This is a genomic window from Zavarzinia aquatilis, from assembly GCF_003173035.1.
In the GTDB taxonomy this organism is placed as follows: domain Bacteria; phylum Pseudomonadota; class Alphaproteobacteria; order Zavarziniales; family Zavarziniaceae; genus Zavarzinia; species Zavarzinia aquatilis.
The window spans coordinates 142523-163684 of the sequence record NZ_QGLE01000006.1; the positions used below are offsets into that span (position 1 = coordinate 142523).

Consider the following 21162-nt stretch of genomic DNA (forward strand, 5'->3'; position numbering starts at 1 on the left):
ATGCAGGGCGCGCATGGCCTCACGCTTTCGATCACTTGTCGCGATCGAAGACCGGCTCGCGCCGCTCGCGGGTCTCGCGCAGGCGCGCGGGCAATGGAGCAAGCGGGGGAAGAGCGGGCGGGGGAAGAGCGGGCGGGGCAGGAGCAGGCGGCGCCGGCTCGGCGGGCGCGGCTTCGGCGGGTGGAAGGGTCGGCGCCGCGACCGGGGCTTCCGGCGGCGGTTCGACGACGGGTGCCGGTTCGGCCGGCTCCGCGCCCTTGCCCCGGCGGATGCTGGCGGCGAAAAGCGCGATCATCAGGGCAAGGCCGGCGATGACGCCCCAGAAGGCGGGGCCGGCCCAGACTTCCCCGAAACTCTCGATCCGGGCGCCGGCCGGGTTGCTCTTGGCATAGCCGATGGTGACCGCCTCGCCCTCGCGGTAGGTATCCCGCGGCACGCTGGTGTCGGTATAGTCGACGATGCGGCCGTCGCCGGTGCGGAAACGGACGACCGGCGCGCCATTGTCGAGGGCGATCACCCGGCCCTCCGTGCGCGGGAAGCGGTTCAGCGTGTCGACCACCGCCGCATAGTCCTGCCAGGCAAGATAGACGAGTCCGAAGGCGACGAGGAACAGCGGCAGGCGGATCAGCAGATGCAGCCGGGGCAATTCCTCCGGCCTGCGGCGGCGCGAGGTCGCCATGCCAAGGCCGACGACGATACCCAGAAGACCGCCGCCGACCGGGATCGCGGACGGTCCCCAGACCGCCATCAGGTCGCCGGTTTCGGCGAGGTCCGGGCGGCCCGGCGGATAGATCAGATGGACGGGCGCGCCGGTCGCGACCTCCGGCCGCTTCACCGGCGGCAGTTTCACCTCGATACGCTGGCCTTCGTCGGTGACGAAACCGGCGACAGGCAGATAGCCGTCGCCCGCCGGGTCGGGGTCGAAACGCTGGATCTGGCCAATGACATCTTCCGCCGCGGCGCTGCGCTTGAAGGTGGCGATGCCGTCCTCCGCCCCCAGCCAGGTGAAGATGGCGCCCGCCACGACAAGCAGCAATCCGGTCAGGCGAAACATGCGGCGGGCTCTCTCTCGGGGGGCGCGGATGGGGGATGATGGTCCGGGCGCGGGGCCGGGATCAAGTGCGGCGACGGACCAGGGCTAGAATGACCACGCCGAGGACGGTGAAGATCGCGCCGATGCCGCCGAACACGAGGCTGAGCAGATGGCGGGTGAAGAACCCGCCGAAGGCCGCCATCTCCGGCGCGGCCGGGTCGTAGTCGACCTCGACGCTCTCGCCGATGGCATAGGCCGGCGGCTGGGCGCAGGTGGATGAGGTCAGCTCGATCCAGCGGCCGTCCCGGGTCGAAAAACCGACGACGGGGCAATAGAGGGTGCGGCCGGGGCCACTCGAGCTGCGGCCACCCGCGGTCTCGTAGCGCAGCACGCTGCCCGTGGCTTTTTCCGCCCCGCCGCGCCCCGCCTGCAGCCACAGGGCAAGACCCAGGGTGGCGAGGAAGACGAGGCCCATGGCGATGAGGATGCGCGGGATCCAGATCATGGCACCCCCGCCCCCCGCCGCGCGGTCAGGCGGCGTCGGCCGACTTCACGAGGTCCTTCGACCGCGCGCGCAGGCCGTTGATCAGAAGGTCGATGACGCCAACCGCCTCGCGCTCCAGCTTGTCGAGGGTCAGGCCCGAGAACAGCTGCGGATAGCGGAACTTGAAGGTCGCCGACTGGATCATCTCGGCGGTGAAATTCACGTCGTCGATGTCGAATTCGCCGGTCGCATTGCCCATGGCCAGGATTTCCGCGATCAGCGAACGCACCCGGGCGAGGCCCTCGTTGGCGACATGGGGCCGCTCGCGCGCCACGATCTCGGCCATCTCGATCCAGTGCTGGTCCTTTTCCAGCTCCTGATAGGTGATCAGCATCTGTTCCATCAGGAAGCTGCGCAGCCGCTCCACCGCCGGGACGTTGGGCCGGCGCACCACTTCGCGCAGCCGCTCCGCCGTGCGGATGAAGCTCTGCCGGGCGATCTCCTCGGCGATGTCGAGCTTCGACATGAAGTAACGATAGAGGTTGCCGGCCGACATCTTGCAGTCGCTGGCCAGCTCCGCCATCGTCGTCTTGCCATAGCCATAGCGCGCCAGCCGCTCCATGGCGGCGGCGATGATCGCCTGCTTGATTTCTTCGTGACGCTTCATCCCGGTGGCAGTTTTAGCGGCTGAATCCTGAACGCTCAACATAGTGTTCATGCCTGCGGGGCCGAATTTGCAAGCAAAATCGGCATGTTGCACAGCAGCATGGAAATCTTTCATGCCTCCGTTCAAATCTGGTGTCATCTTGCGGGACGAAAAGGGATTCGTAAGGGTAGCTGCCATGCTTTTCGCCGTGATCTGTACCGACAAGCCGGGCGGGATGGATATCCGTCTCGCCAACCGCCCGGCCCATATCGACTGGCTGAAGGCGCCGGACAGCAGGATCCGCATTGCCGGCCCCTTCACCACCGAGGATGGCGCCGCCATGACCGGCAGCCTGCTGGTGATCGAGGCGGACAGTCTCGAGGATGCCCGCGCCTATTGCGCCGGTGACCCCTATGCCCGGGCCGGGCTGTTTTCCGCGGTCGAGATCAAGCCGTGGAAATGGGTGATCGGCCAGCCGGCGGAGGTGTGAGATGGCGCATTGGCTGGTGAAATCCGAACCCGGCGCCTGGTCGTGGGACGATCAGATGCGCGACGGCACCACCTTCTGGTCGGGGGTGCGCAACTATCAGGCCTCGAATAATCTGAAGGCCATGAAGATCGGCGACCGCTGCTTCTTCTACCATTCGGTCAGCGAGAAGAAGATCGTCGGCGTGGTCGAGGTGGTGAAGGAATATTACCCCGACCACACGGACGAATCGGGGCGTTTCGGCATGGTCGACCTCAAGGCGGTGAAGCCGCTGGTCACGCCGGTCAGCCTCGATCAGGTCAAGGACGATCCCCGGCTGAACCATCTCGCCCTCGTCAAGCAGTCGCGCCTGTCGGTCATGCCGGTCGACGACGCGGCCTGGGATCTGATCTGCCAGCTGGGCGGCATCACGGCCTGAAGGCGCCGATCGCCGCGATGCCGATGGCGCCGCTGCCCATGAGGCGCGCCGCCGTCGCCCCGTCGATCCCGCCGAGGGCATAGACCGGCAATCCCGCCCGCCGCGCGAGCCCGGCGAAGCGGACAACACCGAGGCAGGGCGCCCCCGGGTGGCTCTGCGTCGGCAGTACGGGCGACAGCAGCGCGGCGGCGACCCCGGCGCGGCGCGCCCGGATCAGCGCAGGTAGCGAATGGGCGGCCGCGGTGGCGAAGCCCCGCACCCGGATCGGCAGCCGCCTCTCCGGCCAGTGCACGCCGTCCGCCTTCAGGCACCGGGCCAGCATCGGATCGCCCGCGACCAGCAGCACGAGGCGCCGGCGCCGGCACAACGCGGCGAGTTCGACGCCCAGCGTCAGGCGCTGGCCCGCCGGCAGGTCGCCGTCGCGCAGGATGACGATGCTGCCCGCCGGCAGGCCGGCGGCCGCGGCCAGCGGATCGGGCAGGCGCAGCCGGTCGGTCAGCATGACGAGAGGCGGCAAATGGCGCCTTCCGCCATGGCGGGCATTGAGGCGCCGGGCGGCGGTTGCTAGGGTTCTGTCCATCATGACGCTGTCCGATTCACCCGAAACCGTCGCCGATCGCCTCGCGCGTGTCGAGCACCGCATCGCCAAGGCCGCCCGCGGCATCGGCCGCGACCCCGCCGCCGTCAAACTGGTCGCGGTCTCCAAGACCCATGACGCCGAGGCGGTGCGCGCGGCGCTGGCCGCCGGCCACCGCCGCTTCGGCGAGAACCGGGTGCAGGAGGCGGAGGGCAAGTTTCCCGACCTGAAGGCGGAATATCCCGATCTCGAACTGCATCTGATCGGACCCCTGCAGACCAACAAGGCGAAACACGCGGTCGCCCTGTTCGACGTGATCGAATCCGTCGACCGCGAGAAGGTCGCTGCCGCCATCGCCGAAGCCTCGGAAAAACTGGGCCGGCGTCCGCGCTGCTTCATCCAGGTGAACACCGGCGAGGAGCCGCAGAAGGCCGGTTGCCTGCCGGCCGAGACCGACGCGCTGGTCGCCCTGTGCCGCGATACCCATCGCCTCGATGTCGTTGGCCTGATGTGCATTCCGCCGGCCGATGACGAGCCGTCACTGCATTTCGCCCTGCTGGCCAAGCTCGCCGCCCGCAACGGGCTGAAGGAACTGTCCATGGGCATGTCGGGCGATTACGAGGTGGCGGTGCGCCTCGGCGCGACCTATGTCCGCGTCGGCACGGCGATCTTCGGCGCGCGGGATTACACCCCGGCGTGAACGATCAGGCGGCTGTCCGCCGACAGATGCGCCAGCAGCCAGAGAAGATCGTCCTGCCCGAAGGCGACGCAGCCGGCGGTCGGCCCGCCATCCGGCCGTTTCAGGTGCAGGAAGATGGCGCTGCCCCGGCCGGGCAGCGGCGGATCGTCGTTATGGCCGACGACGACGACGAGATCGTAGAGATGGTCCTCCCGCCACATCGCTTCGTGGCTGGCGGGAAAGGGCAGCCTGACCGGGCGGTTGTAGGCTGGATGCTCCGGCGCGTCGCACCAGCCGTCATCGGGGGCGATGGGGGTGACCGGCAGGGCGCAGGCGGGCGCCGCCAGCCGGTCCGGACGATAGAACACGCGGCGCAGGGGCCAGGTGCCGACCGGCGTGCCGCCGTCGCCTTCCCGCTTGTCCGCGACCATGCCGGCCCGGCCGAGGCTGACCGCGAAGGCACGGCCGGCGAAGCGGACGATGCCGTCCGGGAAGACCTCGATATCCATCACGCCGCATCCATCGGCGCCGCGTCGAAACTGTCGGCCCGGGCCATTTCCCAGCTCGATTTGTAAAAGTCGCTGGTCACGCCGCCTTCGATCAGGGCGCCCGGACGCATCCCGAAATGGATCTGCGAGAACAGGCGGATCTCGGTCGAGGAGATGCGGCGGGCGAGGTGATGGGGCCCGAGTTTCGACGGATGGTCGAGGCCGGCGGCGGCCAGCATCTCGGCGAGGGCCTTCATCGTGTTGCGGTGGAAGCTGCGCACCCGCTCCGCCTTGTCGGGCACGACGAGGGCGCGCTGGCGCAAGGGGTCCTGGGTCGCGACACCGGTCGGGCAGCGGTTGGTGTGGCACGACTGGGACTGGATGCAGCCGATGGCGAACATGAAGCCGCGGGCGGCATTCACCCAGTCGGCGCCCAGCGCCAGCAGGCTGGCGATGTCGAAGGCGGAGACGACCTTGCCGGCGGCGCCGATCCTGATCTTGTCGCGAAGGCCAGCGCCGATCAGCGTGTTGTGGACGAACAGCAGGCCTTCGCGCAGGGGCACGCCGAGGTGATCGGTGAATTCCACCGGGGCGGCGCCGGTGCCCCCTTCCTTGCCGTCGACGACGATGAAATCGGGCAGGATGCCGGTCTCCAGCATCGCCTTCACGATGCCCATGAATTCCCAGGGATGACCGATGCACAGCTTGAAGCCGACCGGCTTGCCGTCGGAGAGGTCGCGCAGGGTCTCGATGAACTGCAGCAATTCGACCGGGGTCGAGAAGGCGGAATGCCGGCTGGGCGAGACGCAGTCGGCGCCCATGGGCACGCCCCGGGTCGCCGCGATCTCGGCGCTGACCTTATGCGCGGGCAGGATGCCGCCGTGGCCGGGCTTGGCGCCCTGGCTCATCTTGATCTCGACCATCTTCACCTGCGGGTCGCGCGCCTGGGCGGCGAATTTCGCCGGATCGAAATGGCCATCCGCGGCACGGCAGCCGAAATAGCCGCTGCCCAGTTCCCAGATCAGGTCGCCGCCGTTTTCGCGGTGATAGGGGCTGATGCTGCCCTCGCCGGTGTCATGGGCGAAGCCGCCCATCTTCGCGCCCTTGTTCAGGGCGCGGATCGCATTGGCCGACAGGGCGCCGAAGCTCATGGCCGAGATGTTGAAGACCGAGGCGGAATAGGGTTGCCGGCACTGCGGCCCGCCCACGGTCACGCGAAAGCCGGCGGGATCGGCGAGCGGCGCCGGGCGCACCGAATGGCTGATGAACTCATAACCCTCGCCATAGACGTCCGACAGCGTGCCGAAGGGTTTTTCCCCACCCTCGTTCTTGGCCCTGGCATAGACCAGGCTGCGCTGGGCGCGGGAGAAGGGCACCTCCTCGTCGTCGTCCTCCAGCAGGTACTGGCGGATTTCCGGCCGGATCGCCTCGGCCATGTAGCGGATATGGCCGATGACCGGATAATTGCGCCGGACGGCATGGCGCGGCTGGATCAGGTCGTGGATGCCGATGCCGGTCAGGATCAGGGCGGCGAGGGTGAAGGGCCACAGACCGTCGACCGCGCCAAGGAAAGGCAGGGAAAGCACGGCGAAAGCGGCGATCAGGGCGAAGGCGGCGTAGCGGCTGAACAGCGAGACGTGCATGGGGGGCATGGCTTTCCCTCTTTGGGACCGATTCCGGCGGGCGCAGGGACAACATAATCAAAGCCGCGCCGAAATGCCCTGCACTTAGCCCTACCCAGCGACCGACCCCGGGCCTAGAATTCCCTGAACCGTTCCAAAGCGTGCCCATGAAACTGATCATCGCCGTCATCAAGTCGTTCAAGCTGGAGCCGGTGCGCGCCGCGCTGGACGCCATCGGGGTTCACGGCATGACGGTGGCCGAGGCCGTCGGCTTCGGCCGCTCCCACGGGCATACCGAAGTCTATCGCTCGGCCGAATATCAGATCGCCTTCGTGCCCAAGCTGCGCCTCGACATCGCGGTCGATGACGAGAAGGTGGCGCCCGCGCTTGAGGCGATCGAGCGCACGGCCCGCACCGGCAAGCTGGGCGACGGCAAACTCTTCGTCGTCGAACTGGACGACGCCGTTCGCATCCGCACCGGCGAGCGGGGCTCGCAATCCATCTGAACTGGCGAGCGGGGCTCGCAATCCATCTGAACTGGCGAGCGGGGCTCGCAATCCATCTGAACTGGCGAGCCGGGCTCGCAGTCGATCTGACGCGCGCCGGTCCGCAAGCTGCCGCAAACCCTTGCCAGCCGCCCCTCGCGGCTTATCCTGCATTTCCGGTTCTTCAGGAGGTTGGCGATGATCAGGCGGCTTGCGGCACTCGTGTTCGGTCTCGTTGCGGCGACCTCGCCCGCCTTGGCCCCCTCCCCCGCCTATGCCGGGGATAAAGTGGTGTTCGGCACCAACTGGCTCGCCCAGGCGGAACATGGCGGCTTCTATCAGGCGGTCGCTGACGGCACCTATGCGAAATACGGTCTCGACGTCGAGATTCGCATGGGCGGGCCGCAGGTGAACCATTCGCTGCTGCTCGCCGCCGGCAAGATCGACTTCAACATGGGCGGGGAGAGTTACGGCGCGCTCAATTACGTCGAGAACAATATCCCCGTGCGCGCCGTCGCCTCCATGTTCCAGAAGGAGCCGCGGGTGATGATCGCGCATCCGGACACGGGCGTGACCGATCTCAAGTCCCTGAAGGGCCGGCCGATCCTCCTGTCCAAGGACGCGCTGCAGACCTACTGGCTGTGGATGAAGCGGACGCAAGGCCTGACCGACGACCAGATCCGGCCCTACAACTTCTCGCCCGCGCCCTTCCTCGCCGACAAGATGATGATCATGCAGGGGTATCTCTCGTCCGAGCCCTATACGGTGAAACAGGCCGGGATCGAGCCCGTGGTGCTGCTGCTCGCCGATTACGGCGACAATACCTATTCGACCCTGATCGAGGCGAAGCAGGACCTGATCGACAAGAACCCGGACCTCGTCCAGCGGTTCATCGACGCGACCATCATCGGCTGGAAGACCTATCTGCACGGCGACGCCTCGGCCGCCAACGCCCTGATCAAGGCCGCCAATCCCGAGATGACCGACGACCAGATCGCCTATGCCATCAAGGTGATGAACGACTACGGCATCGTCGAATCGGGCGACGCGCTGACCCTCGGCATCGGCGCCATGACCGACGCGCGCTGGAAATCCTTCTTCGACGGCACGGTCGCCGCCGGCATCTATCCCGCCGACCTCGACCTGAAGAAGGCCTACAGCCTGCAATTCGTGAACAAGGGCGTCGGCCTGCATTGAGCCTGCTGCGCATCGAAGGGGTCGGCCATCGTTTCGCCGCCGGCACCGCCGCCCTCGCGGGGGTCGACCTGACGCTGGAGGCCGGGGAGTTCCTGTCCATCCTCGGGCCGTCGGGCTGCGGCAAGTCCACCCTGCTTCGTCTCGTCATGGGGCTGGAGCGGCCGACCGCCGGTCGCATCCTGTGGCAGGGCGCGCAGCCGCGCATTGGCGTCGTGTTCCAGGACCCGACCCTGATGCCCTGGGCCAGCGTCATCGACAATGTCGCGCTGCCGCTGCGCCTCGCCGGCAAGGGCAGGGCCGAGCGCGAGGCGGCGGCGCGGGCGGCCATCGCCCTCGTCGGCCTTGACGGTTTCGAGGCGGCGGTGCCGCGTGAATTGTCCGGCGGGATGCGGATGCGCGCCTCGATCGCCCGGGCCTTCGTCGGGGATCCGCAGGTTCTCCTGATGGACGAGCCCTTCGCCGCCCTCGACGAGATCACCCGGCTTCGCCTCGATGACGAATTGCGCGCGCTGTGCCGGCGCAAGGGACTCGCTGTCGTCTTCGTCACCCACAGCGTGTTCGAGAGCGTCTATCTCTCGGACCGGGTCGCGGTGATGACCGGGCGGCCCGGCCGCGTCGCCGATATCCGCGCCATTGCCCGCGAGGATGGCGCCACCTTTCGGGCCTCGCCCGCCTATGCCCGGCAATGCGCCGAAACCTCGGCCAGCCTCGCAAGGGCGATGGGGCCTTCGGCATGACCCGCCTTGCCGGCCGTCTCGCGCCGTTGCTCTTCGCCGCCCTCGTCCTCTATGGCTGGGAAACGCTGGTGCGGGTAAAGGGCCTGCCGCCCTATATCCTGCCCGCGCCGAGCGCCATCGCCGCCAGCCTGTGGACCGACCGGGCGATTCTCGCCATCTCGCTCTATGTCACGCTGAAGATCACCTTCGCGGCATTGCTGACCTCGGCCGTCGCCGGCCTCGGCCTCGCCGTCCTGTTCCGGCAGAGCCGCTGGATCGAGCGCAGCCTCTATCCATACGCCGTGATCCTGCAGGTCACGCCCATCGTCGCCATCGCGCCCCTGATCCTCATCTATGTCGAGGATCCGTTCATGGTGATGCTGGTCTGCGCCACCATCGTCGCCTTCTTTCCCGTGCTCTCCAACGCCATGCTCGGCCTGCGCTCGGTCGATCCGGGGCTGGAGGACCTGTTCCGCCTGCAGGGCGCCTCGCGCTGGCAGCGGCTATGGCTGCTGCAACTGCCGTCGGCGCTGCCCTATTACCTTGGGGGCCTTCGCATCGCCGGGGGCCTTGCCCTGATCGGGGCGGTGGTCGCGGAATTCGTCTCCTCGACCACGGCGGGTGGGGCGACGGGCCTTGCCTGGCGCATCATCGAAGCCGGACAGCGCCTGAATGTGCCACGCATGTTCGCCGCGCTGACCCTGATTGCCCTTGCGGGCATCGCCATATTCGGCTTGCTCACCTTCGCCTCCCGGTTGATCCTGCGCCGCTGGCACGACAGCGAACGCAGCGAAGACAAAGAGGAGAGCTGAGTCGCCATGGCCGCACGGCTGACCGAAATCCGGCGCATCGCCTTGCCCATCCGGCCCTTCGACCTTGGCCGCATCCCCGTGGGCGAGACCGAACTCCGCCTGTCCCTCGGCATCGGCTCCGGCCTGTCGCGGCGCCCGGGCGATCCGCCGGGCCGGCTTTATGCCGTCACCGACCGGGGCCCGAACGTGCCCTGCGACGAGGCGACGGCGATTCTCGGCCGGGGGCCCGACGTCATGTGCGGCGGCGACGGCGACGCGAAAATCTTCCTTCAGCCCGATTTCCAGCCGTCCATCGTCGCCATTGAAATCGCGGCGACACGGGTGCGCCTCGCCGCCCGCATCGGCCTGCACGACGGCGCCGGCGCCCCCCTCAGCGGCCTGCCCAACCCGCGGGAGGAGGGGGAGGATGCGATCGAACAGGCCTTCGACGCCGAGGGCCAGCGCCTGCCACCCGATCCGGGCGGGGTCGATACCGAATCCGTCGCCGCCGCGCCCGACGGCACCTTCTGGGTCGGCGAGGAATATGGCCCCAGCCTGCTGCATGTCGCCGCCGACGGCACCTTGATCGAGCGGATCGTGCCCAGGGGCACCGGCCGCCATTACCGCAAGGCACCCTATCCGGTGCGCGAGCGCCTGCCCGAGGTTTTCGCGCGGCGCCGGCTGAACCGGGGCTTCGAGGGGCTGACCATGTCGCCCGACGGCCGCTTCCTGCATTTCATGACCCAGAGCGCGCTCGCCCATCCGGGGCGGGAGGTGGCGCTGTGGTCCCGCAACATCCGCCTCCTTACCTTCGACGTGAAGAAGCGCGAGGTCGAGTGCTGCCACCTTTACCGGATGGAACGCCCCGCCGCCTTCCGCGCCGACCGCAACGCGCAGCGCCGCGACGTGAAGATCGGCGACATGACCTCGGTCAGCCCCTATGACCTCCTGGTGGTCGAGCGGGTGGAGAATGCCTCCAAGATCTTCCATGTCCGCCTGCTCGCCGACGAGCGGCTGGACCCGGCCTGGCTCGACCTCGACCGCCGCCCGACGCTGGAGGAGACCGACGGCCGCCACCTGCGCCGCCAGGAAGTGCCCGTGCTCTCGAAACGGCTGATCCTCGATTCCGACAAGGAGGAGGGGCTGCCCGCGAAGATCGAGGGCCTGTCCTGGTTCGACGAGCGCACCCTCGTCGTCATCGACGATGACGATTTCGGCATCAAGGGCGCCCGCAGCGCGATCCATATCCTGCGTTTCGACAGTCCGCTGATCTAGGCCCGCTGATCTAGGAAAGAAACAGAATGACCGATCCCGTGCTGTGGCAGCAGGAAGGCCATGTCCTGCGCCTCGTCATGAACCGGCCGGAGACGCGGAATGCCCTCGGCAGCGTCGAGGAGCTGGACCATTTCGTCAGCCTGCTGCGCCGGGCCCAGGCCGACCGGGCCTTGCGTGCCGTCGTGCTGACCGGGGCGGGCCAGGCCTTTGCCGCCGGCGGCAATGTGAAGGACATGCGCGAGAAAAACGGCCTGTTCGGCGGCAGCCCGCGCGAGATGCGCGACACCTACCGCCGCACGGTGCAGACCCTGGCGCAGGCGCTGCGCAATCTCGAAGTGCCGGTGATCGCGGCGGTGAACGGCCCCGCCATCGGGCAGGGCTGCGGCCTTGCCTGCCTCGCCGATATCCGCATCGCCGCCGCCTCGGCCAAATTCGCCGTGTCCTTCCTGAAGCTCGGCCTCGTGCCGGGCGACGGCGGCGCCTATATCCTGCCCCGGCTGATCGGTCAGGCTCGCGCCGCGCAGATGTTCTTCACCGGCGAGGTGATCGACGCCCCGACCGCGCGCGACTGGGGCCTCGTCGCCAAGGTCGTCGCCGATGACGTGTTGCTGGACGAGGCCATGGCCATGGCGCGGGCGATCGCCGCCCAGCCGCCCGATGTGCTGCGCCTGACCAAGCGCCTGCTGCGCGAGGGCGAACGGGCGCCTTACGAAACCGTGCTGGAACTTTCCGCCGCCTTTCAGGCCATGGCCCAGCACACCGAGGATCACCGCGAAGCGATCGACGCCTTCTTTGAAAAGCGCCCCGGCGAATTCGCCGGCCGTTGACTTGACCTGCCGCAAGTCCCACGTGCCGAGGGCCTGATAGGCTGGCGCCCCACCGGCGAGAGGTATGGCTTATGCTCGAAGACTGGCACGCGCGGCCGATAGACGAGGTTTATCGGCAACTGAGCAGCGGACCGGCCGGCCTCGATCCGGCGGAGGCGGCGGATCGTCTGCGGCGGCACGGCCCCAACAGCCTGCCCGCGGGCAAGGGGGTCAGCCCGCTGCTGCGTTTCCTCGGCCAGTTCAACAATGCCCTGATCTATTTCCTGCTGGCTTCGGCCGTCGCCGCCGTCGCCATCGGTCATATCGTCGATGCCGGGGTCATCCTGGCGGTGACCGTCATCAACGCCATCGTCGGCTTCCTGCAGGAAGGCAAGGCGGAACGGGCGCTGGCCGCCATCGCCGCCATGGTCAGCCCGCACGCCAATGTCCTGCGCGGCGGCGCCCGCATGGGGGTCGCCGTCGCCGATCTCGTGCCCGGCGACCTCGTGCTGATCGAGGCGGGCGACCGGGTGCCCGCCGACCTGCGCCTGACGCGGGCGAGCGCGCTGCTGATCGACGAAGCCCTGCTGACCGGCGAATCCGTCGCCGCCGCCAAGACCGAACAGGGCACCGCCCCGGGCGCGGCACTGGGCGAGCGCCATTCCATGGCCTTTTCCGGCACCATGGTGGCGGCCGGCCAGGGCCGGGGCATCGTCGTCGCCACCGGACCTGCGACCGAGATCGGCCGGATCAGCACGCTGATCGGCAAGGTCGCGGAACTGACCACGCCGCTGCTGCGCCAGATGGACCAGTTCGGCCGGCGCCTGACCGTCGCCATCGGCCTTGCCTCCATCGCGCTCTTCGCCTTCGCCGTCCTCGTCCGGGGTTACGCCTGGACCGACGCGCTGATCGCCGTCGTCGCCCTTGCCGTTGGCGTTATCCCGGAAGGCCTGCCGGCGGTGATGACCATCACCCTCGCCATCGGCGTGCAGCGCATGGCAAGGCGGAAGGCCGTGGTGCGCCGCCTGCCGGCGGTGGAGACCCTGGGCGCGACCTCGGTCATCTGCACCGACAAGACGGGCACCCTGACCCGCAACGAGATGACCGCGCGGCAGATCCTGACCGCCGCCGGCACAATTGTCGCCGGAGGCGCCGGCTATGCCCCCGAGGGACGGCTCGACGGCGATGCCGCGGTCGATGGCGCGCTGCCGCTGCTGCGCGCCGGCCTGTTGTGCAACGACGCGCACCTGCGCCATGACGGCACGCTGTGGCGGGTCGAGGGCGATCCGATGGAAGGGGCGCTGATCGCCCTTGCCGCCAAGGCCGGCCTCGATGCCGACGCCCTGCGGCGGGACTGGCCGCGCGGCCGCGAATTGCCCTTCGATGCCCGCTATCGCTTCATGGCGACGCTGAACCGCGATCCGTCGGGCGCGGCCATGCTCTTCGTCAAGGGCGCGCCCGAGGCGCTGATCGAGTGCTGCGCGCAGGAGGCCGGGCCGGATGGCTCAGCCAGACCCATCGACCGCGCCGCGTGGCACCGCCGGGCCGAGGCAGCGGCGGCGGCCGGGGAGCGCCTGCTCGCCTTCTGCGCCGGACCCGCCATCGACGGCGAACTGACGGTGGAGGGGATTGGCCCCGGCCTTGTCTTCCTTGGCCTCGTCGGGTTCATCGACCCGCCGCGGCCCGAAGCCATCGCCGCCATCGCCGAATGTCGCCAGGCGGGCATCGCGGTCAAGATGATCACCGGCGATCACGCCGCGACCGCCGCCGCCATCGCCCGCCAGCTCGGCCTCGACGACGATCCCGTCGTGGTGACTGGGGCCGAGATCGACGCCGAACCGGACGAGACGCTGGCGGAATTCGTCGGCCCGGTCAGCGTCTTCGCCCGCACCAGCCCCGAGCACAAGCTGCGCATCGTCCGCGCCCTGCAATCGACCGGCGCCATCGTCGCCATGACCGGCGACGGCGTGAACGACGCGCCCTCGCTGAAACAGGCCGATGTCGGCGTCGCCATGGGGCTGAAGGGCACGGAGGCGGCCAAGGAAGCGGCGCAGGTCGTCCTGCTCGACGACAATTTCGCCTCCATCGTCGCGGCGGTGAACGAGGGGCGCACGGTCTACGACAATATCCGGAAGGTGATCGCCTGGACCCTGCCGACCAATGGCGGCGAGGCCCTGGCGGTGGTCACCGCCATCCTGCTCGGCTTCACCATGCCGATGAGCGCGGTGCAGATTCTATGGGTGAACCTGATCACGGCGGTCACCCTCGGCCTCGTGCTCGCCTTCGAGCCGGCGGAGCCCGGGGTCATGGCGCGGCGCCCGCGCGATCCCGCCGCCGGGTTGCTGTCGCCCTTCCTGCTGTGGCGGGTGATCTTCGTTTCCGCCCTGTTCCTGTGCGGGGCGCTGGTCGCCTTCTTCGGCGCGCGTGGCGCGGGCTACACGCTGGAGGGGGCACGCACCCTCGTCGTCAATGTCGTCGTCGTGTTCGAGATCTTCTATCTCTTCAACGTGCGCTATCTGCACGGTGGCTCGATCAGCCTGCGCGGCATCTTCGGCACGCCCGCGGTGCTGATCGCCCTTTCCTGCGTCACCCTCGCCCAGCTCGGCTTTACCTATCTGCCGCCCTTGCAGGCGATCTTCGAGACCGAGGCAATATCCCTCCGCGACGGACTTCTGGTCATCGCGGGCGGGGTTCTGCTGATGCTGGTGCTGGAGACCGAGAAGGCGATCCTGCGCCGTCTCGGTCTGTTCGGCATGGGCGCCCGCGCGGGCTGAGGCGCCTCAGATCAGCGCGCCGTAGCCCTTCAACTTGGAGATGACGTAGGACGCGCTGACGCTCTGCACCGTCTGGCCGGTGTAGCCGGCCTTGGCCGCGACAATGCCGGCGGCCTCCCCCGCCATCATGTAGGCCGCTTCCATCCGATAGCTGGTGTTGGCGATCCGGGTCACCGAGGCGCAGACCGGCACGATCAGGTTGGAGCACTGGCTGGGAAGCGGCATCATCGCGCGCAACGGCATCTGGTAGCGGAAGAGCTTGGAATTGGGCAGGTCGGAGAGCTTGGCCCCCTCGATCACCAGTTCGCCGCTCGGCCCTTCCAGATACTGGACCGAATGGCTGTCGAACGGATATGCCCACCAGAACACGCCGTCGTCATAGCTGCGGCCCGCGCTGCAGTCCTGTTGCCGGACCTTGTAGATGCCGCGCAGACGCCGGGCCTCCCGGACATAGAGCTGGCGCGGCCAATGGCCGTTGTCGGTGAATTCGCTGCGCGCCAGTCCCCATTCCATGACGGAGTCCCGATAGGTCTTGGCGACGGACGGGTCCGTCGCCAGAAAATACAGGCGGCCCGCCTGATAATTCTTGTGGAATTCGGCGATCTTCTTGCGATTGGCGCGGGTGGCGCGGGGATAATTCCAGCTGGGGCCGGTCGGCTCGTCCGAATTGCGGTCGACTTTCGACGTCCCGGTCAGATCGGTGCCGGCGTTGAAGGTCTCGCCCTTGCCCCGCTGCATGTCGATCTTGTACCAGTCCTTGTTGTAGACGGCAGGCAGGGCCAGCGGCAGGCGGTCGTGGGGATCGTTGGTCATGCACAGGCGGTAATTGTAGCCCATCACGCCCAGATCCGCCCCGCCGACGGCGGTCGGCGGGAAAGGCTTGACCCAGGGCAGCAGGCGGCCGGCGGAATCGCGGACCTTGATCCTCGATTTGACGATCTGGCTGACGCCGAACCCCGCCAGGGATTCGCCGAATTTCTCGCCGCTGTCCCGGCCCACGTCGTAGCTGACGCCGGCGGCGGCCATCAGATCGCCTTCGTAGCTGCAGTCGATGAAGACCTGACCGACGATCATCGTGCCGTCTTCCAGCAGCAGATACTTGATCCGCTGCCCGTCCTTCTTCAGGGGTTTGTTTTCCTTGAAGTCCTGATAGTAGACGGAGATATCCGCGTCGTCGATCAGCTTGCGGAAATAGGCTTCGGCCACCGAAGGCTCGAAATGATAGGAATATTCGCGGCCGTAATGCCGGCCCATCGCCTTGAAGAAGGCCGCGGTGAGACCGCCGATCTTCTGCTCCGCCAGCGTCCGGGTCTGGTTGACGTCGGAATGGCCGAGGCCGTTCGCCGTCATCCCGCCGATCGGGTTGGGGCCGACCACGATCGCGACCTTGAAGCCTTCCCGTGCGGCGGCATAGGCGGCATGGACGCCCGCCGAAGTCGCGCCATAGACGACGACGTGAAAATGATCACCCGCGGCCCAGGCCGCCGGGAAGCCCATCATGAAGGTGGACGTTCCAAGCGTGGCCAGAAAAGACCGGCGATTGATTTTCGACATTCGTTCCTCGCACCCGCAGCATTTCCCGGCAAATCTTGCAAAAAAGCGCCGGGCCTTCAATGACGATTTCCCTCGGGACGGGGAATTCCTGGAGGATAACAAGCCAGAGATGCTTGAGAACTTCCTTTAAAGTACCCGCTCCCCGGCCTCGTTGATCAGCACTTCGCGCTTGCCGACATGGTTCGGCTTGCCGACGATGCCGGCGTCTTCCATCTGTTCGATGATGCGGGCGGCGCGGTTGTAGCCGATCTGCAGGTGGCGCTGGATGAAGCTGGTCGACGCCTTGCCCTCGCGCGCGACGATGGCGACGGCCTTGTCGTAGAGATCGTCGCCGGTACCGCCGCCGACGCCGCCGTCCTCCAGCGCCTCCATGCCCTCAGGCTCCTCGGTCACGGCCTCGACATAGTCGGGCTCGCCCTGGGCCTTCAGGAAGGCGATCACGTCTTCCACTTCCTGGTCCGAGCAGAAGGGGCCATGGACGCGGGTGATGCGCCCGCCACCGGCCATGTAGAGCATGTCGCCCTGGCCGAGCAGCTGCTCCGCGCCCTGTTCGCCGAGGATGGTGCGGCTGTCGATCTTGGACGTGACCTGGAACGAGATGCGGGTCGGGAAATTCGCCTTGATCGTGCCGGTGATGACGTCGACCGACGGGCGCTGGGTCGCCAGGATCAGATGCATCCCGGCGGCGCGCGCCATCTGGGCGAGGCGCTGGATCGCGCCTTCGATGTCCTTGCCGGCGACCATCATCAGATCGGCGAATTCGTCGACGATGATGACGATGAAGGGCAGGGGCTCGAGCGGGATCGCCTGTTCCTCGAAGATCGGCTTGCCGGTCGAGGCCTCGAAGCCGGTCTGCACCGTGCGCTTCAATTCCTCGCCCTTGGCCTTGGCTTCGGCGATGCGGGCATTGTAGCCGGCGATGTTGCGAACGCCGAGGCGGGACATCTTGCGATAGCGGTCTTCCATCTCGCGCACCGCCCATTTCATGGCGACCACGGCCTTGGCCGGTTCGGTCACCACGGGGGCGAGCAGATGGGGAATACCCTCGTAGACCGAGAGTTCCAGCATCTTGGGATCGACCATGATCAGCTTGCACTGGTCCGGCGGCAGCCGGTAGAGCAGCGACAGGATCATGGTGTTGACCGCGACCGACTTGCCCGAGCCGGTGGTGCCGGCGACGAGAAGATGCGGCATCCGCGCGAGATCGGCGACCACGGGCGCGCCGCCGATATCCTTGCCGAGGGCGATGGTCAGGGCCGAGGCCGTCTTCTCGTATTCCTGCGACGACAGGATTTCCGACAGCCACACGGTCTCGCGCTTCACGTTCGGCAACTCGATGCCGATGGCGTTCCGCCCCGGCACGACCGAGACGCGGGCCGAGATCGCGCTCATCGAGCGGGCGATGTCGTCGGCGAGGCCGATCACCCGGGCCGACTTGGTGCCCGGCGCGGGCTCCAGCTCATAGAGCGTGACCACGGGGCCCGGCCGCACCTTCACGATGTTGCCGCGCACGCCGAAATCGTCGAGCACGGATTCGAGCAGGCGGGCGTTGGTTTCCAGCGCCGCCTCGTCGATCGCCTCGGACTCGCGCTTCGGCGCGGGCTTCAGCAGGGACAGGGGCGGCAACTGGTATTCGCCTTCAGCCACCCCGAGGTCGAGGGCGGCCTGGCTTTCCTCGAGCGCGCGCTTGCCCGGCTTGCTGATCTTCGACGGCGTCTCGACGATGCGGCGGCTTTCTGCCGGGGGCGGCTCGGCCACCACGCTTTCGGCGGGCGCTGGGCGAACCGGCACTTCCGCGGCGACGGCGCCTGCCGGGGCGGCGGCGAATTTCGGCTCCGCCCGCTCCCGGCGCGGGGCGGGAGTCTTGCGTGGCGGTGGCGGCGCGTTCGTCGGGGCGGGTTCCCGTTCGGCGTCGGCCCGGCGCAGGGCGAAGCCCGGCATGTCGGACTTGCGCGCGAAGATGCGCTGGGCGCCCGAGACCAGCCAGCGGCTGCCCGCCTGGCCGAAACGGCTGGCCCCGGCGGCACTGCGGCCGAGAGCGCGCCATTCGCCGAGGCTGAGGCCCATGGCGAAGACGAGGGCCATCAGGGTGAGCAGCATCAGCACGAAGGAAAGCCCACCCCCGGCGAGGCCGATGCCGAAAGCGGACAGGCCCGATTGCAGGGCGGGCGCGACCATGCCGCCGACAAGACCGCCGAGGCCACTGCGCAGCGGCCATTCCGGGCCGACGTCGAAGCCGTTCACCGAGGCGGCGCCGAGCACGAGCGCCAGCAGGCTGAGAACACCGTTCAGCCCCCAGTGACGCAGGCCATGGTGGGAAAACAGCCGCCAGCCCCAGGCGCCGAGGATCAGCGGCAGCAGACCGGCGGCGACACCGCTCCACTGGATCAGGAAATCCGCGGTATAGGCGCCGATCGGCCCGATCAGGTTGCGGGTCGGCGCGTCGGTCTCGACATTCAGGCTGGCATCGCCCGCGGTATAGGACACGAGGGCGAGACCGAGCGCGGTCGCCAGCGCGAAGAGGGCGAGGCCGAGGATTTCGGCCGAGCGGGCGCGCAGCGCGCGGCCCAGCCCCTTCGGCAGCAGGCGCCGCGCGGCGCTTCCCGATGTTGTGTCGGCCGTCTGGGCCATGTGTCCTCGTGGCGATGGCGGCCGAACTGGCGGCCGGAAATACGCAGGCACCGCGCGGCAGCGCCGCCCGGAACGAATCAACAACCCGAGGCTACACGTCGCGGCGTCGCGGAACAACAGCAGGGGGCTTGCCGCGGAAGCCCCCCCACTGGCCCCCCCCCCCCCACTGGCCCCCCTGTCCTTCGCCACGGCAATGGGCAATGCTGCCGGTGGCCCTTGGCCTGCGAGAAGAAGAATCACGGGAAGGAAATCCAATGACCGCCGTCGTCCTCGTTGTTTACGGTACGCCCAAAGACCCCGCGCATTTCGACGATTACTATGCCCGCGTCCATGTTCCGCTGGCGGCGAAGATCCCCAATCTCGCCGGGCTGACCCTCAGCAAGGCGCCGATCGCCGCCCTCGCCGGGGGTGCGGCGCATCTTGTCGCCCGCCTCGAGTTCGCCGACATGGGCGTGCTGCAGGCCTCCATGGGCTCGGCCGAGGGCAAGGCCACGGCGGCCGATCTCGGCAATTTCGCCTCGGGCGGGGTGCAGATCCTCGCCTTCGAGGAAGACCGCAAGGCCTGAGCCATCGACAGGCGGGCGTGCCACCCGTTTGGACGGTTTGCGGTCCCGCCCGCCTGTGTATAGTGCCGCCACCAATAAACGGAGGAGATGGTGGTGAGCGAAGTTTTCGTCGTCTCGGGCACGCGCACGGCAATCGGTACATTCGGCGGCAGCCTGAAGGACAAGTCCCCGGGGGAACTCGGTACCGCGGTCGCGGTCGAGGCGCTGCGCCGGGCCGTGGTCTCGCCGGCCGATGTCGGCCATGTCGTCTTCGGTCAGGTGATCCAGACCGAACCCGCCGACATGTATCTGGCCCGCGTCGTCGGCATCAAGGCCGGGATGCCGGTCGAAACCCCGGCCTTCACCCTGAACCGGCTGTGCGGCTCGGGCGTGCAGGCGATCATTTCGGCGTCGCAGGGCATCGCCCTCGGCGATTATGACATCGCGGTCGCCGGCGGCGCCGAAGTCATGACCCGCGCCCCCCATCAGGTCTCCGGCGCCCGCTTCGGCACCAAGATGGGCGACATGGCCATGCGCGACATGCTGAACGGCGCGCTGACCGATCCCTTCAATGCGATCCTGATGGGCATCACGGCCGAGAATGTCGCCGAACGCCACGGCATCGACCGCGCGGCGCAGGATGCCCTCGCCCTCGAGTCGCACCGCCGCGCCGCCCATGCGGTGAAGGCCGGCTACTTCAAGGACCAGATCCTGCCGATCGAGGTGAAGGTGAAGGGCAAGCCCGTCGCCTTCGACACCGACGAGCACTTCCGCCCCGAAGCCAAGCCCGAGGATTTCACCACCCTTCGCCCCGTCTTCCGCAAGGATGGCACGGTGACCGCGGGCAATGCCTCGGGCATCAACGACGGCGCCGGGGCGGTCGTTCTCGCCTCCGAGGCGGCGGTGAAGTCCAAGGGCCTGAAGCCGCTGGCCCGCCTCGTTTCCTATGCCCATGCCGGTGTCGAGCCGACGTTGATGGGGATCGGCCCGGTGCCGGCGACGAAGCTCGCCCTCGCCAAGGCCGGGCTCACGGTCGACGATCTCGACGTGATCGAATCGAACGAAGCCTTCGCCGCCCAGGCCTGCGCGGTCACCAAGGAACTGGGCCTCGACCCGGCCAAGGTGAACCCCAATGGCTCGGGCATCGCCCTCGGCCATCCGGTCGGCGCCACGGGCGCCATCAACACGGTGAAGGTGATCTACGAACTGCACCGCACCGGCGGGCGCTATGGCCTCGTCACCATGTGCATCGGCGGCGGCCAGGGCATCGCCGCGATCTTCGAGCGGGTGTAATCTCTCGCTTCACGTCACGTCATGCCGGCCCCGCGCCGGCATGACGATGTCGTCGCGGATCGTCTTCCCGGCGAAGGCCGGGACCTCGGTACGAAATGATGTGCGCGACCGCTGAAATTATAAGATGCCCAGTTCCCGGAAGACCGTGGAGGCTTCGGGCTTCAGCCAGTATCGTACGCCTTCCGGGCTTTTGTTCTTGATCAGAAGAACACTGGACTGATCGCGCTCGTGCGGCAGGAACGCGCCGAAACAACCATGTCTTTCAAATACCAGGTGACCGAGAATCAGGCTGATGTCCCCTTTGCCACGCGCGGCCTGCAGCTCCTCGTGACTGCAACCGGGATGATCTGCCAGCCACCGGATGGTCCAGATTTCGTCCGCGCTGGGCAGTTGGGCCTGCGTAAAGGCCCAACGGATCGTTGCCTCCAGGGGTAGACCGGACACGGCCTTGGCCCATTCGTCGTGCTGCTCGGCCTGAGACGTCGTCCATTCCTGAGCAGGTCTGCGTCTCAATTCACCGTCGCAGGCTTCGACGACTTCATTCACGCCCTTGTTTCGGGCGTTCTCCCGGACATTCATGACGTCTTTTGTCGACAGTCGCCGAAGACGTTCAATTGCCCTGCTGATCAGAACTGGTGACGTCATGGCCGCGCACTCCACA

At 67.9% G+C, this 21162-nt stretch carries 22 protein-coding genes; 13 read left to right on the top strand and 9 right to left on the bottom strand.

Annotated features, from left to right (window positions below; all coding sequences use genetic code 11):
• Positions 1 to 31: 31 nt before the first annotated feature.
• The 3 genes from DKG74_RS11985 to DKG74_RS11995 form a co-directional block, all read right to left on the bottom strand.
• A complete protein-coding gene (locus DKG74_RS11985) occupies positions 32 to 1054 on the bottom strand; it encodes a DUF3592 domain-containing protein (RefSeq protein WP_109906043.1) in 1023 nt (340 codons plus the stop codon).
• 61 nt (positions 1055 to 1115) lie between these two features.
• The gene (locus DKG74_RS11990) at positions 1116 to 1538 is read right to left on the bottom strand and encodes a DUF3592 domain-containing protein (protein ID WP_109906045.1); all 423 of its coding nucleotides are present in this window, start codon (positions 1536 to 1538) and stop codon (positions 1116 to 1118) included.
• A 25-nt stretch (positions 1539 to 1563) separates the two neighbouring features.
• Positions 1564 to 2184, bottom strand: coding sequence for a TetR/AcrR family transcriptional regulator (locus DKG74_RS11995; protein ID WP_109906047.1), 621 nt, complete (start codon positions 2182 to 2184; stop codon positions 1564 to 1566).
• 175 nt (positions 2185 to 2359) lie between these two features.
• Here DKG74_RS11995 and DKG74_RS12000 point away from each other — a divergent pair, with 175 nt between their 5' ends.
• Together DKG74_RS12000 and DKG74_RS12005 are read left to right on the top strand one after the other, a co-directional pair.
• Entirely contained in the window at positions 2360 to 2653 is a 294-nt protein-coding gene (locus DKG74_RS12000) for a YciI family protein (RefSeq protein WP_109906049.1), read from the top strand.
• Between the two features lies 1 nt (position 2654).
• Complete coding sequence (locus DKG74_RS12005) at positions 2655 to 3068, top strand: EVE domain-containing protein (RefSeq protein WP_109906051.1); 414 nt, start codon at positions 2655 to 2657, stop codon at positions 3066 to 3068.
• On the opposite strand, the gene DKG74_RS12010 is transcribed toward DKG74_RS12005, so the two are convergent.
• The gene (locus tag DKG74_RS12010; RefSeq protein WP_243404108.1) at positions 3058 to 3651 is read right to left on the bottom strand and encodes a thiamine phosphate synthase; all 594 of its coding nucleotides are present in this window, start codon (positions 3649 to 3651) and stop codon (positions 3058 to 3060) included. The two genes, DKG74_RS12005 and DKG74_RS12010, sit on opposite strands and share 11 nt — an antisense overlap.
• Here DKG74_RS12010 and DKG74_RS12015 point away from each other — a divergent pair.
• Entirely contained in the window at positions 3650 to 4345 is a 696-nt protein-coding gene (locus DKG74_RS12015) for a YggS family pyridoxal phosphate-dependent enzyme (protein ID WP_109906055.1), read from the top strand. The two genes, DKG74_RS12010 and DKG74_RS12015, sit on opposite strands and share 2 nt — an antisense overlap.
• On the opposite strand, the gene DKG74_RS12020 is transcribed toward DKG74_RS12015, so the two are convergent.
• Positions 4330 to 4833: a L,D-transpeptidase family protein gene (locus tag DKG74_RS12020; RefSeq protein ID WP_109906057.1), complete on the bottom strand. Its 504-nt coding sequence runs from the start codon at positions 4831 to 4833 to the stop codon at positions 4330 to 4332. The genes DKG74_RS12015 and DKG74_RS12020 overlap by 16 nt on opposite strands.
• A complete protein-coding gene (locus tag DKG74_RS12025) occupies positions 4833 to 6464 on the bottom strand; it encodes an FMN-binding glutamate synthase family protein (RefSeq protein ID WP_243404109.1) in 1632 nt (543 codons plus the stop codon). Before DKG74_RS12025 ends, DKG74_RS12020 begins: the two co-directional genes overlap by 1 nt.
• A gap of 137 nt (positions 6465 to 6601) precedes the next feature.
• Here DKG74_RS12025 and DKG74_RS12030 point away from each other — a divergent pair, with 137 nt between their 5' ends.
• The 7 genes from DKG74_RS12030 to DKG74_RS12060 all read left to right on the top strand — a co-directional run bounded on the left by DKG74_RS12030 (position 6602) and on the right by DKG74_RS12060 (position 14478).
• The gene (locus DKG74_RS12030; RefSeq protein ID WP_109906060.1) at positions 6602 to 6940 is read left to right on the top strand and encodes a P-II family nitrogen regulator; all 339 of its coding nucleotides are present in this window, start codon (positions 6602 to 6604) and stop codon (positions 6938 to 6940) included.
• A 177-nt stretch (positions 6941 to 7117) separates the two neighbouring features.
• On the top strand, positions 7118 to 8116 hold the full coding sequence (locus DKG74_RS12035; protein ID WP_109906062.1) for an ABC transporter substrate-binding protein: 999 nt from the start codon (positions 7118 to 7120) through the stop codon (positions 8114 to 8116).
• Entirely contained in the window at positions 8113 to 8853 is a 741-nt protein-coding gene (locus DKG74_RS12040) for an ABC transporter ATP-binding protein (RefSeq protein ID WP_243404110.1), read from the top strand. Before DKG74_RS12035 ends, DKG74_RS12040 begins: the two co-directional genes overlap by 4 nt.
• On the top strand, positions 8850 to 9644 hold the full coding sequence (locus tag DKG74_RS12045; RefSeq protein WP_109906302.1) for an ABC transporter permease: 795 nt from the start codon (positions 8850 to 8852) through the stop codon (positions 9642 to 9644). The genes DKG74_RS12040 and DKG74_RS12045 overlap by 4 nt, the downstream gene beginning before the upstream one ends.
• 6 nt (positions 9645 to 9650) lie before the next feature.
• Complete coding sequence (locus tag DKG74_RS12050) at positions 9651 to 10898, top strand: esterase-like activity of phytase family protein (RefSeq protein WP_109906064.1); 1248 nt, start codon at positions 9651 to 9653, stop codon at positions 10896 to 10898.
• 26 nt (positions 10899 to 10924) lie between these two features.
• Positions 10925 to 11725 (top strand): crotonase/enoyl-CoA hydratase family protein, encoded by an 801-nt coding sequence (locus DKG74_RS12055; protein ID WP_109906066.1) that lies wholly within the window; start codon positions 10925 to 10927, stop codon positions 11723 to 11725.
• 71 nt (positions 11726 to 11796) lie between these two features.
• A complete protein-coding gene (locus DKG74_RS12060) occupies positions 11797 to 14478 on the top strand; it encodes an HAD-IC family P-type ATPase (protein ID WP_109906068.1) in 2682 nt (893 codons plus the stop codon).
• Between the two features lie 6 nt (positions 14479 to 14484).
• On the opposite strand, the gene DKG74_RS12065 is transcribed toward DKG74_RS12060, so the two are convergent.
• Complete coding sequence (locus DKG74_RS12065) at positions 14485 to 15978, bottom strand: FAD-dependent oxidoreductase (protein ID WP_165837647.1); 1494 nt, start codon at positions 15976 to 15978, stop codon at positions 14485 to 14487.
• Here DKG74_RS12065 and DKG74_RS21770 point away from each other — a divergent pair.
• On the top strand, positions 15977 to 16162 hold the full coding sequence (locus DKG74_RS21770) for a hypothetical protein (RefSeq protein WP_165837648.1): 186 nt from the start codon (positions 15977 to 15979) through the stop codon (positions 16160 to 16162). The genes DKG74_RS12065 and DKG74_RS21770 overlap by 2 nt on opposite strands.
• Here DKG74_RS21770 and DKG74_RS12070 read toward each other — a convergent pair.
• Positions 16159 to 18663 carry an FtsK/SpoIIIE family DNA translocase gene (locus tag DKG74_RS12070; RefSeq protein ID WP_109906072.1) on the bottom strand — a complete coding sequence of 835 codons (2505 nt, stop codon included), beginning with the start codon at positions 18661 to 18663 and terminating at the stop codon, positions 16159 to 16161. The two genes, DKG74_RS21770 and DKG74_RS12070, sit on opposite strands and share 4 nt — an antisense overlap.
• Positions 18664 to 18917: 254 nt before the next feature.
• Between DKG74_RS12070 and DKG74_RS12075 the strand changes: the two genes are divergently transcribed.
• Both DKG74_RS12075 and DKG74_RS12080 read left to right on the top strand, forming a co-directional pair.
• Positions 18918 to 19229 (top strand): EthD family reductase, encoded by a 312-nt coding sequence (locus DKG74_RS12075; RefSeq protein WP_109906074.1) that lies wholly within the window; start codon positions 18918 to 18920, stop codon positions 19227 to 19229.
• Positions 19230 to 19316: 87 nt separating this feature from the next.
• Positions 19317 to 20501 carry an acetyl-CoA C-acyltransferase family protein gene (locus tag DKG74_RS12080; protein WP_207779338.1) on the top strand — a complete coding sequence of 395 codons (1185 nt, stop codon included), beginning with the start codon at positions 19317 to 19319 and terminating at the stop codon, positions 20499 to 20501.
• Positions 20502 to 20618: 117 nt separating this feature from the next.
• Here the strand turns inward: DKG74_RS12080 and DKG74_RS12085 are convergent, their stop codons facing one another.
• A complete protein-coding gene (locus tag DKG74_RS12085; protein WP_133251575.1) occupies positions 20619 to 21146 on the bottom strand; it encodes a hypothetical protein in 528 nt (175 codons plus the stop codon).
• Positions 21147 to 21162 lie beyond the last annotated feature (16 nt).